This is a genomic window from Asticcacaulis sp. P2_C5 (genome assembly GCF_056404555.1).
Window position 1 is genome coordinate 852,439 of the sequence record NZ_JBFUDU010000001.1, and the last position, 10,747, is coordinate 863,185.

Annotated in this window: 11 protein-coding genes and 1 pseudogene; 5 read left to right on the forward strand and 7 right to left on the reverse strand. The window is 58.0% G+C overall.

What is annotated here, in order from left to right; genetic code table 11:
* Window positions 1-40: 40 nt before the first annotated feature.
* From AC1DXO_RS03610 to nth, 3 genes are read left to right on the forward strand one after another with little or no spacing between them, the layout of a single operon-like run.
* Window positions 41-394: a pyrophosphohydrolase domain-containing protein gene (locus AC1DXO_RS03610; protein ID WP_476976715.1), complete on the forward strand. Its 354-nt coding sequence runs from the start codon at window positions 41-43 to the stop codon at window positions 392-394.
* Window positions 391-906 (forward strand): GNAT family N-acetyltransferase, encoded by a 516-nt coding sequence (locus AC1DXO_RS03615; protein WP_476976716.1) that lies wholly within the window; start codon window positions 391-393, stop codon window positions 904-906. The genes AC1DXO_RS03610 and AC1DXO_RS03615 overlap by 4 nt, the downstream gene beginning before the upstream one ends.
* On the forward strand, window positions 903-1,541 hold the full coding sequence (nth, locus tag AC1DXO_RS03620; protein WP_476976717.1) for an endonuclease III: 639 nt from the start codon (window positions 903-905) through the stop codon (window positions 1,539-1,541). Before AC1DXO_RS03615 ends, nth begins: the two co-directional genes overlap by 4 nt.
* A gap of 318 nt (window positions 1,542-1,859) precedes the next feature.
* On the opposite strand, the gene AC1DXO_RS03625 is transcribed toward nth, so the two are convergent.
* Window positions 1,860-2,834, reverse strand: coding sequence for an acyl-CoA desaturase (locus AC1DXO_RS03625; RefSeq protein WP_476976718.1), 975 nt, complete (start codon window positions 2,832-2,834; stop codon window positions 1,860-1,862).
* A 68-nt stretch (window positions 2,835-2,902) separates the two neighbouring features.
* Window positions 2,903-3,379, reverse strand: coding sequence for a response regulator (locus AC1DXO_RS03630; protein WP_476976719.1), 477 nt, complete (start codon window positions 3,377-3,379; stop codon window positions 2,903-2,905).
* A gap of 368 nt (window positions 3,380-3,747) precedes the next feature.
* On the opposite strand from AC1DXO_RS03630, the gene AC1DXO_RS03635 reads away from it, so the two are divergent.
* A complete protein-coding gene (locus tag AC1DXO_RS03635) occupies window positions 3,748-4,944 on the forward strand; it encodes a TadE/TadG family type IV pilus assembly protein (RefSeq protein ID WP_476976720.1) in 1,197 nt (398 codons plus the stop codon).
* Between the two features lie 238 nt (window positions 4,945-5,182).
* On the opposite strand, the gene AC1DXO_RS03640 is transcribed toward AC1DXO_RS03635, so the two are convergent.
* Window positions 5,183-6,916 carry a hypothetical protein gene (locus AC1DXO_RS03640; protein WP_476976721.1) on the reverse strand — a complete coding sequence of 578 codons (1,734 nt, stop codon included), beginning with the start codon at window positions 6,914-6,916 and terminating at the stop codon, window positions 5,183-5,185.
* A gap of 77 nt (window positions 6,917-6,993) precedes the next feature.
* Window positions 6,994-7,920 carry an ATP-grasp domain-containing protein gene (locus tag AC1DXO_RS03645; RefSeq protein WP_476976722.1) on the reverse strand — a complete coding sequence of 309 codons (927 nt, stop codon included), beginning with the start codon at window positions 7,918-7,920 and terminating at the stop codon, window positions 6,994-6,996.
* 80 nt (window positions 7,921-8,000) lie between these two features.
* On the opposite strand from AC1DXO_RS03645, the gene AC1DXO_RS03650 reads away from it, so the two are divergent.
* Window positions 8,001-8,996: an adenosine kinase gene (locus AC1DXO_RS03650; RefSeq protein WP_476976723.1), complete on the forward strand. Its 996-nt coding sequence runs from the start codon at window positions 8,001-8,003 to the stop codon at window positions 8,994-8,996.
* A 183-nt stretch (window positions 8,997-9,179) separates the two neighbouring features.
* On the opposite strand, the gene AC1DXO_RS03655 is transcribed toward AC1DXO_RS03650, so the two are convergent.
* The 3 genes and pseudogenes from AC1DXO_RS03655 to AC1DXO_RS03665 form a co-directional block, all read right to left on the reverse strand.
* Complete coding sequence (locus AC1DXO_RS03655) at window positions 9,180-9,761, reverse strand: Smr/MutS family protein (protein WP_476976724.1); 582 nt, start codon at window positions 9,759-9,761, stop codon at window positions 9,180-9,182.
* 48 nt (window positions 9,762-9,809) lie between these two features.
* The gene (locus tag AC1DXO_RS03660; RefSeq protein ID WP_476976725.1) at window positions 9,810-10,304 is read right to left on the reverse strand and encodes a surface-adhesin E family protein; all 495 of its coding nucleotides are present in this window, start codon (window positions 10,302-10,304) and stop codon (window positions 9,810-9,812) included.
* A 204-nt stretch (window positions 10,305-10,508) separates the two neighbouring features.
* Window positions 10,509-10,747: pseudogene (locus AC1DXO_RS03665) on the reverse strand (IS4-like element ISSysp3 family transposase); the annotation flags it as partial.

Sequence of the window (10,747 nt, forward strand, 5' to 3'; positions counted from 1 at the left end):
GTAAACCTGCTGGAACATCTCCAGAACCTTGCCGTGCGACATGACCTTGCCAATCCCCAATCTCGAAGCCTTTATCGACCGATTGAAAGCCATTTCCGACCGTTATGAGCGCGTCTACGACGTCGACCGTGGCGGCGACTGGCACCTGATCAAGGTCCAGGAAGAAATGGGCGAACTGACCCAGGCCTATCTGGCCATGACCGGCCGCTCGCGCCGCAGTGTCGACGGCGCCCGCCACGACGTGGCGATGGAGATGGCCGATGTCGTCTGCATGGTGCTGCTGATGGCCCGCGCCGAAGGCATCGACCTCAACGCCGCCATTACCGAAAAGTGGCTGAAGTGGGAGCAGGTCATGACGGACGAGGGCGCGCCAGAACTCCTGCCGCAAACATGATCATCCTGACCACGGAGCGGCTGACGCTCCAGCCGATGACCCCGGACGATTTCGCGCCCCTGTGCGCCTTGTGGTCCAATGCCGACTTTACCCGCCAGATCGGCCTTGCGGCCATGACGCCGGAAACCGTCTGGCTACGGCTGTTGCGCGACATCGGGCACTGGCAGGTGATGGGCGTCGGCAACTGGGCCATGCGCCGGCGCGACGATGACGTCTGGCTGGGCACGGTCGGTATCTTCGATTACCGCCGCGACCTAGTGCCTGCGTTCGGCGATCTCGAGCTCGGCTGGGGCCTGCATCCGGATTTCCACGGCCACGGCTATGCGCTGGAAGGTGTTTCCGCCGCCTTGCATCATGCCGATGAGGTTCTCAAGCTGCGCCGGACCACCTGCATGATTTCGTACGATAACGCGGCGTCGCTGAACCTGGCGCACAGGGTTGGTTTCACCGACTGGTGCGATGGCGACCTGCGCGGCGAAAGCCTGCAATTGCTGGAGCGCGTACGGTCATGAAGCCTTCGCCGAAACTGATTGCCGCCCTGTTTGAGCGCTTCGAGGAGGATAAGCCCGACCCGCGAACGGAACTGAATTTCAGCAATCCCTTTACCCTGGTCGTGGCGGTCGCCCTGTCCGCCCAGGCGACCGATGTCGCGGTCAACAAGGCGACAGCGCCGCTGTTCAAGATCGCCGACAACCCGGCCGATATGCTGGCCTTGGGCGAAGAGCGGCTGATGCAGATGATCGCCACGATCGGGCTGTACCGCAACAAGGCGAAGAACGTCATGGCGCTGTGCCGCATCCTGCTCGAGCGCTACGACGGCCAGGTGCCGCTGACGCGGGAGGGCCTGCTGGAACTGCCTGGCGTTGGCAACAAAACGGCCAGTGTGGTGTTGAACGAGTTGAATATCGAGCCGGCCATCGCGGTCGACACGCATGTTTTCCGGGTTTCGCACCGTCTGGGGATCGTCGATGCCTCGGCGAAAACGCCGGACAAGGTCGAGCAGCAGCTGATGGCGGTCATCCCGAAAAAATGGCTGACCCGGGCGCACCACTGGCTGATCCTGCATGGCCGCTATGTCTGCGTGGCGCGCAAGCCGAAATGCGATATCTGCATCGTCAGCCATCTGTGTCCGCGGATCGGGTTGTAAAGTACATCCGCGTTCGGCTACCCTTTCCATAAGTGCATTGAATTTACAGCTATTTTCAACGCGGAAAGCGCGGAAAAGTCGGAAAGACGCGGAAAAAAAGCAGTCCCGGAAAAGACCTGCGCCCGAAGGGCATTTGTTCTGCGTTCGCGGTATCAGCTTCGATATTTGGCGCTTCGCGCGAAAGAAGCAAAACCCTAAATTTGACTTCGCCGAACTTCGTTTCCGCGTCTTTCCGACTTTTCCGCGCTTTCCGCGTTGAAAATAGCTGTAAATTCAGAGCATTACGCAGGAGGCCAAGCCGCCCATAAACGGCTGCCATCAGGCCCGCAGCAACCGTCCCACCCAACCCATTACCTTGCACGGCTTGCGGTCGGCCAGCATGACCGGCCGCGTCTCGCCCATCCACGCCAGTTGCGGTCGATAGCCGAGATGATGCGGCAACCGGACATCCCACGCCAGGCCGGCGGACTCAAAACCCTTGATCAGCCAGTAACCCGGATCGCTTTGCCCTTCATACAGACCGATCCGCGCCGATCCCGGAAAGGCGTGGTGATTGTTGTGCCAGCCTTCGCCCATGGTGAGCAGTCCCGTTAATTCTACATTGCGCCCCTGGACACCGGCGCCGCGTACCTGCCAGTCATCCGTATGCGGTTGATGAGCGAACCAGCCGATCAGCCAATGGCCGGTCACGGTCACGGCGATCTGCGCACAGACGCCCCAGATGACCCAGGCCCAGCCGCCGATCAGCCCGAACCCGATCACCCACGGCAGATGCGCTGCGATCCAATGCCGGTCGATCAGGCGATAGAACCGGTCCTCCGCCACGTCGCGCTCGATATGCAGCCGCGGTGGCTCCGCCAGGCGCAGGTCGCAATGCATTTGCCACCAGGCATCGATCAGGGGCGGGCGGCGATGGGCGAAATAGTCATGGCACTTCGGCTGGCGCTGGGCCCAGTCGCGGAAATCGTGCGTACGGATCATGGCGAACGGCCCGCCCAGCCCGACGAGAACGCCGAAATAGACCAGCACATGCTCCAGCCACTTGGGGCAGGCAAAGCTCTTATGGATCAGTCGGCGATGCATGCCGACACTGTGCCCCAGCAACAGGACCGCGACGGTCTTGACGGTAAACAACAGCACGGTATCGAGGCGCAGGTAACGCCACAGGCCATAGGCGGTCGCTGCATACATGGCCAGCAGGAACAGCGACTTGACCGGCGCATAGACGACGCGGCCGGTGACCGCATCGCCACTGCCGTCTTCGATCCGCGCCATGTTTTCGAAATTTGCCACGGTCATCACCATCATTTAGCTAATTATCTAACTAACTAATCATGGAAAGGCACGATCGTCAATCGTCTCTAGTCTTCGGCGCAGAGGAACAGATCTTCGCCGCGCGTTTCCAGCTTCAGCGAGCGCACTCGCGCCACCGCTTCACACAGCTTTTCATAGTTCAGCGGCTTGACCAGATAGTGCACGGCGCCCTGTTCGCGCGCGGCCACGACGTCGCCTTCGAAGTCGGATCCGCTGAGGATAACAACGGGAATATCGTTCAGCGACTCTTCGGTCCGCAGCTGTTTCAGGAAACCGCTGCCGGGAATACGCGGCAGGTTCAGGTCGAGGAAGATGATATGCGGCCGCGGCGCGGTCTCGAAACCCTTTTCGTGGCGCAGAAAATGGAAGGCGTCTTCGCTGGTCGTCACCCAGTGGCCGTCGAACTGGACGCGCGCCCGGTTGAGAAGTTCGGTCGCCAGGTGGATTTCGGCGGCACTGTCTTCGACGAACAGAACCTGCGCGACCGGCGCCGGTTTCGCAGAAGCATGCGCGGGTTCGGTCATGCGGTACACCTGAAATAAGCCGAAGGACGTCGGAGCGGCGGCGAGTAAAGCGCCGTAAAATTAACTTATCAAGCGATTTCTACACGACTCCGGTTGCGAAATGCGACTGTCGGTGGATTTATGGTTAGTGAAATCTTGAAGCCATGCAAAGCTCGGATCGAAAAGTAAAAAGTCCATATGTATGTGACAGTTAAGGCCATGGTTTTGCAATAAGCAACGGCGGCCGTTTTACTTTTCAGGTAAGCTGTTGCACATGAATTGCCCAATTCTGCGCCAAGCATTCATTTACCTCTGTCTGTCATACTATCGTCAATAATGGTCGAAAATCGACCCAAGCGAAGGTGCCAGGCGTGTTTAAGAACGGCTTCATGCGAGACGCGGGGGGGAATGTCGCGACCATCTCCGCCCTGTGCGCCGTGCCGCTGCTTTTTGCCGCCTTCGGCGTCGTCGATCTGATGGGCGCGTCCAACGAGCACGCAACCCTCCAGGCGGCGGTCGATGCCGGGGCGCTGGCCGGCGCCGGCCGGTTGTCGGTGGCCCAGGCGATGGGCAATACCAATGTCACCGAAACCGCCATTCGCATCGCCCAGCAAACGCTTGACGCGGCCCATATCACGGATCACGTCACCTTTACGGTCGCCATAGCGTCGGACGGTAACTCGGTCACGGTCGAAGGCCGAACCGCACATAAGCCAATGATCGGCTTTCTGCACGACGGCGACGAGACCCTGTCCGTCTCTGCCACGGCGGAAAACCTGGGCAGTGTGCCTTTGTGCGTCTTGCAGACCGGAACAACGGGCGGGATTACGCTGGACAACTCGGCACGCATCCGCGCTACGGGTTGCGCCATCCATGCCAACCAGAACATCACGGTCAAAAGCAGCGCCATGATCCAGGCTGACCGCACCCAGGCCACAGGCAAGGTCAGCGGTCCGATTTCACCGGCCGGCAATTCGGGCGCCATGGCCATACCCGATCCGTTCGCGTCGATGAATCTCAAGCCGCCGACGGCCTGTGTCGGCAAGCCGGAGGAGATCAAGGAGAAAACCGGGGTCGTGTTCACATTGGCACCTGGCGTTCACTGCGAACACTTCAAGATCGAAAAGAATGCCACCCTGATACTACAGCCGGGCGAGCACTATTTCATGGACGATCTGGAAGCTCACGAAAATGCTATTATCCAAGGTGACGACGTTGTCCTGATTTTCGGCTCGACCAAGAAAATCAATTTTGCCGACAAGGCTTCCGTCCGCTTGGGAGCTCGCAAGTCTGGTACCTTTGCCGGATTTCTGATCGTTACAACCCGCGACAATCATGAAATTTTCAGCATCAGTTCGGATCACGTCTCGAAGCTTCTGGGCACTATCTATATTCCCAGCGCCCAACTGGCCGTGTCCACGGTCGGCAGTGTCGGCCAGGACTCGGCGTGGAGCATCATCGTCGCCGACAGTCTGCGCCTGACCCACAATCCGAATTTGGTGATCAATAACAATTACAGCGGCACCAGCGTGCCTGTGCCCGACGGCGTCGGCCCCAACCGCAACGCGCCGGTGCTGTCGCGGTAGGGGATCGCTGGCCACGCTTCCTTATACATCCCTGGCCCGAAGGGACGGGGAGGGGGACCGCACGAGACAAGGCGTAGCGTCAGCGAAGCTTGGCGAGATGTGGTGGTGGGGTTTCTTGCTTTCTTATTTCAGCGGACAAAATAGAGTGCATAGGCCTGTTTGCCGGCCGACTACTGCGCAAGGTTAGGTACGAGAAAACCGACCCATGTTACGTCAATATAGCCCGAGCGTTGATTAACTACTTCTTTTCAGACGATGATTTGCTCAACGCGATATAAGTAAGCAGACTGATCAGGATACCCAACGGAGCGCTCGCTTGAGCTAAGATCTCTATATTTGTCGCCAGCGCAGTCGCGGCACTCGCGGCCCCAACCGCGCCAGCCTTACTCGTCATTTTCAGTTTGTTAAAGATGTATACACTGGCGTCCGTTGCATAATCACCTGTCTTGTCAGCATGTTCTCCGCCCTTATTTTGAAGACTTTTCAGAGCGCGATTGCCGAGTTCTCCGAGGATATTGCTTAGCCCGCCCAGCATGTTCTCGACGCTGCCTATACTTCGCCTGCTATTTGAACTTAGGCTGCCGATCCAAGGCCCAAGGTCGTCAGAGACAGCCTGATGGCTCTCGCGTACAGCTTCGACAATGGACATATCAATAACCGGTGACACTTCGTCTGCTTGTAGACTTTCGATAATTTGAGCGCCGATTTCTTCCAACGTCTGCACCTCATGCAGAGTACGTTCGGGTTTTGGTACCGCCGTCATGAAATCTTGTATGTCTGGAAAGGTCCTCAACAGGTTATCAAGCTGAGCGACGAGAGCATGGTACTGTGCACCATATTCTGGCTTCCATTCCTCTCGAACGGTGACTCCATAATATTGTAAAGCCAGCAGCCGGTTGGTAAGTCGAAAAAGCTTCTTCCGATCCAGACCAGCGGCCGAAATTTGTTCGGCCGTGGCGTTAAGCAGGCCGAGTGCGCTTTCGGAAATATTGGCCTTGCCGCTCATGCTGTCGGCCAGAGTGGCGAAGTCCCCGCCGATGCCCTCGAGCAGTGCGTCAAGCGATGCAAGCGAGGCATCCGAGGAAATACCGTCGTCTTGAATGAGTTTATTGTTGTGCCAGACAGGTTTGACGGATGCAGGTTGCCGGACCGTTGGTTCAGGCTCTTGCAATCTTGCCACCTCAACCCTCGCACAAATATCGGCATTGACCTCAGCGGCTGGTCGGTCCCAAAAATTTAGTGTTTCAGACGAAATTTGAGTACTAATTTGACGATCACTGTTTTCGTCTAGATTTTCAAAGACGTTGAAATATCCATCAAATCGCCTGCTGAGCCACTCTTTCCAAATATTCCAGTTCAGTTCGGGTTTCTTTGCTTCAAGTTGCCTTAAAAAATCATCTTTCGACATTGTGATCATACGGTTTGGCGAATTCCACAATCTTCTAGATATTAATGAGCTTGATTCTATGTATTCATTTGTAGTAAAATTTAGAGATAATATATCCAAATCTATATTAATGTTTGACCAAAAATCAAATTTTGTGTGAACTTCATGAGTGCCTACTGATCGCGTAGTAAACTCTTCACGTTCTGGCATATATTCCGAAGATTTTTTTATCGCTGCAAGAATAAGTTCTGGGCCGCCTTGGTTTGTTCCATAGGCGGATACGAAAAATGCCGATTGAACTATAGAGCGGCACGTGTTGTCTTTAACTAAATCGACCGTTCTGGAGGCTATTTGTGCAGCGATATCCGAGACGTCCTGAAGCCTAGAATCTGCAAATCTAGTGCCAACATAGGATATAAATAACGACTGTAGGGTGCTCAATAAGATTTCATCAGACTGATATGCTAAGCGTGAGTGAAAAAGGGCTCGTAAAGTCGCTCGAATTCCAAGGCCTTGGATAGCCCAAGCGGGGTATCGCCCAAGTTGTTCTGTGAAATCTTTATCGCTGGTGCCATTACCAATCATTGAATAACAATTCGCCCTTAATATGATTCAACCTTTAAGCGCGTTTCGGCATATATCAAGGCAATTAATAGCGCCGCCTACCCATGACACGCGCACCCGACATGCAGCGCCATCTCGACAGCATCCTTGAACCGCATGGATGCTTCCAGATCATGACCGAGAAACAGATCCGGTTCGATCAGTTCCAGTTCCATCAGACAGAACCTGCCCTGGTCGTCGCGCACCATATCGACCCGGGCATACAAAAGCCGATCGCCACCGACAAAGCCAACCGCCGCATGACCCAGGGCCAGGGCATCCTCCGGCGGTGTTTCCAGCCGCACGTGGGCGTCATAATCCGGCTGGGAGCGGAAATCGCCGGCCTTGGGGGTTTTCAACACGGCATGCGAAAACTGCCCGGCAAAGTACAATAACGACCATTCGCCCTCGCTGGCGATCGCCGCCATAAAGGGCTGGATCATCGCGACACCCGCCGGTGCCGTGCCGGCCTTTTCGGCGTGCAATACCGGCTCCGACCCTTGCGCGCCCAAGGGCGGCAGGCCCTCATCGCGCCAGACCAACGTATCCTTGGCGCCGGCCGAGACCACGGGCTTGATCACCAGGGTTTGGCCGAAATCCGCTCGCGCCTGGGCAATTGCCTCCACCGTCAGCCGCTCGACAAACAGAGTCGGAATGATCCGCACCCCGGCTTCCGCCAGATCGCGCAGGTAACGCTTGTCGACATTCCACGCCACGATATCGGCCGGGTTGAAGACCCTGCGCCCGTCGGCCTGCATCTGCGCCAGGGCGGTGCGGAAGCCGTCCGGATCGTTATGGTAACCCCACGCCACCAGAGGCAGGATCAGGTCATAGTCGCGCGTCACCGGCTCCGACCACGGCTGGTCGAAAATCTCGACGTCGATTCCCGCCAGGGCTTCGCGATAACCGTCCAGGACATAGGGCCAGCGGCCATGATGCGACGGATGGTCCGGGTTCGGTGTCAGTATCAATAAACTCTTGCTCATCGCGCCTTTATTCACCATTAGGGTAGCGTCGCGCAATCGGATTCACACAGCCCAAAACCGCAAAAACGCCAAGGCCACATATGACCCTTACCTACGATATCACCGCCGTCGGCCACGCCATTGTCGATGTCCTGGCCCCGGCCGATGAGGCCTTCCTGAAAGCGCACGACCTGCACAAGGGGGCCATGACCCTGATCGACCAGCACCGCGCGGTCAGCCTCAACGAAGCCATGGCCGACAGCGAAATGGCGTCGGGCGGTTCGGCCGGCAACACCATCGCGGGGGCTGCCTCCTACGGCGCCAAGTGCGCCTATATCGGCAAGGTGGCGCACGACCCGCTGGGTGAAGCCTTCTCGCGCGATCTGAAGAAGATGGGCGTCACCTTCAACACCGAAGTCCTGCACGACGATCCGACCCATACCGGCCGCTGCCTGATCAACATCACGCCTGACGGCCAGCGCACCATGGCGACCTTCCTGGGCGCCGCGGCCATGGTCAGCGCCGCCGATATCGATGAAAGCCTGATCAAGGCGTCGCAGATCGTCTATCTCGAAGGCTATCTGTTCGACACACCGTCCGGCCGCGAAGCCTTCGCCAAGGCGGCGCAACTGGCCCGCGCCCATGGCCGCAAGACCGCCATCACCCTGTCCGACACCTTTGTGGTCGACCGCTGGCGCGAAGACCTGCTGGCCTTTATCGACCGCCATATCGACCTGGTCTTTGCCAACGAAGGCGAACTGATGTCGCTGTTCCAGACCGACGACTTTTACAAGGCCCTGCGCTACCTGCGCAGCAAGGTCGACCTGGCCTTTGTGACGCGTTCGGAAAAGGGCTCGGTCTGCGCCAAGCTGGACGATACCCACACCATTCCGGCCTATCCGGCCTCCAGCGTGCTGGATACGACGGGCGCCGGCGACCAGTATGCGGCGGGCGTCATGTTCGGCCTGACTCAGGGTTTGCATGTCGAGACCTGTGGCCGCCTGGGCTCTCTGGCCGCCGCCGAGGTTATCGGCCATTACGGCCCGCGTCCGGCGGTATCCTTGCGCGAACTGGCGCAAAAAGAGGGGCTGATCTGAGAGAGTGATGCGCGCTGAGGCGTATTTAGGTTTTTGCCGCGAAAAGCGCGAAAAGCGCGAAACGCTGCGGAAATGTTTATGCCCGGCCGGCTTTCAGTTGTGACTGCGGTCTTGGTTTGAAGGCGCTTCGCGCGAGCGCTAAATTTTTTTCGCGCTTTTCGCGCTTTTCGCGGCAAAAACCTTTTACGCCGGTCGCCGCTTCAGCGCGACATAGAGTGCGCCGGTGCCGCCGTGCTTGGCGTGAGCCTGGGAAATGCCGGCGACGATATGCGACAAAGCCGGATCGGCCAGCCATTCCGGCGCATTGCGTTTCAGTATGCCGTTTTCCGCCAGCCCCTTGCCGGTAATCACCAGCACAGCGCGATAATCATTGGCATAGGCCTGTTGCACAAACGCCTTCAGCCGCGCCTCGGCCGCCATCGAATTCATACCGTGCAGGTCCAGCCGCGCCTCGATTGGATCGCGTTCACGCGACAGCCGGCGTTTGCGCCGCGGCTCGATCGGGTCCGGCGTGAAGCTGTCGCCAGCGATAAAACGAAAGCCCGGTTCCGGCCGGACCGCCTGGCTGAGACGAAAGGGCGTCGGCGGGACGGGTTTGGGTTTTTCGGCGACCATGACGCTTTTTTCGGGCGCCATGCCGCTGATCTGGATGGTTTCCGTTTCCGCCTCAGGCTCGGGCAAACGCGAGGCACGGTGCGGCCGTACGGTTGCGGTCACCAGCGCCCACAGGCGGCTATCCTCCAGTTTGAGCTTGAACATCGCCATGCCGTGACTTTGGCGATGATGACGGCGAAAGGCAACGGCCAGGCTGTACTATTTTTGTACCGATGCGTAATAGTCGGCCAGTTGCTTTTGCAGCTCTTCGTCACTGTCGGCGTGCAGGATGTCGTCCTCGGTAGGCGTCGTGGTGCCGCAGACGAAGTCGCGTTCGTAGGCGCTGATGCTCCCGTCGTCGATCGGATCCCACTGCAGTTCGTCTTCGGGATGATCCCAGGCGTCCAGGGCGGGGCCCGTCGCGCTATCGAAGAGTTCCATGGCCTGGATGGCCGATCGCGGTGTTGCGCAATCATACCAAAAATTGGTCCGCTTGCGCACGACGCCGTCGCTGTCGATGCCGGGGCCTTGCAGAAAGATGATGTCCCAGGCAGCAATGATGTTGTCGTGGACGGGCGTGATGGTCGAACGATCAAGCACCAGGACGTCGCTATTGTCCTCCTTGAAATCGATGACGATATAGTCCTTGGCCATACAAGGCGCGGCGATCAGGCCCAGCAGGGCCGCAACGGTGACGATAAGGCTTTTGCGCATCGGACCCTCCCATTAATCATGGGCAAGATCGTTCGAAAGTGCTGCGGCGTCAATATACTTCCGCCGGAACGCGCGCGACGGATGGGTACGGTAATAGCTGCCAGCCCGGCGCTAAGGCCCCCCTCCGTCATCGCTAAGCCCTTTTGACGACCTGAAGGTCGTAAGGGCTTGCGACGCCACCTCCCCCGCGCGGCGCTAGGCGATTCACACATCTCGGAGTTCTCGGCCCAATGCGATGGATTTGAAGAATTGCAGTCCGTGCCTGAAGGTAATCGGGCCGGGCGGTTTTGATTTTGGATATCCATCCCATCCACCTAGCTTTGCGATCGTCCAAGCTGCCCAGGCCATGGATTTTACGGGGTGGGGATTTTTCTGCAGTTTTGTTTTGCCTTCCAGTTTTGGCTGAAGGGCTTTGAGTGTCTCGATCTCGGAAGGCGTGAAGG

Excerpts from the sequence above, each read along its gene's own strand:
- AC1DXO_RS03630 (WP_476976719.1), bottom strand. The coding sequence starts at position 3,379 with ATGACCGAACCCGCGCATGCTTCTGCGAAACCGGCGCCGGTCGCGCAG.
- AC1DXO_RS03655 (WP_476976724.1), bottom strand. The coding sequence starts at position 9,761 with ATGGCGATGTTCAAGCTCAAACTGGAGGATAGCCGCCTGTGGGCGCTG.
- AC1DXO_RS03635 (WP_476976720.1), top strand. The coding sequence starts at position 3,748 with ATGCGAGACGCGGGGGGGAATGTCGCGACCATCTCCGCCCTGTGCGCC.
- AC1DXO_RS03645 (WP_476976722.1), bottom strand. The coding sequence starts at position 7,920 with ATGAGCAAGAGTTTATTGATACTGACACCGAACCCGGACCATCCGTCG.
- AC1DXO_RS03610 (WP_476976715.1), top strand. The coding sequence starts at position 41 with ATGACCTTGCCAATCCCCAATCTCGAAGCCTTTATCGACCGATTGAAA.
- AC1DXO_RS03640 (WP_476976721.1), bottom strand. The coding sequence starts at position 6,916 with ATGATTGGTAATGGCACCAGCGATAAAGATTTCACAGAACAACTTGGG.
- AC1DXO_RS03660 (WP_476976725.1), bottom strand. The coding sequence starts at position 10,304 with ATGCGCAAAAGCCTTATCGTCACCGTTGCGGCCCTGCTGGGCCTGATC.
- AC1DXO_RS03615 (WP_476976716.1), top strand. The coding sequence starts at position 391 with ATGATCATCCTGACCACGGAGCGGCTGACGCTCCAGCCGATGACCCCG.
- nth (WP_476976717.1), top strand. The coding sequence starts at position 903 with ATGAAGCCTTCGCCGAAACTGATTGCCGCCCTGTTTGAGCGCTTCGAG.
- AC1DXO_RS03650 (WP_476976723.1), top strand. The coding sequence starts at position 8,001 with ATGACCCTTACCTACGATATCACCGCCGTCGGCCACGCCATTGTCGAT.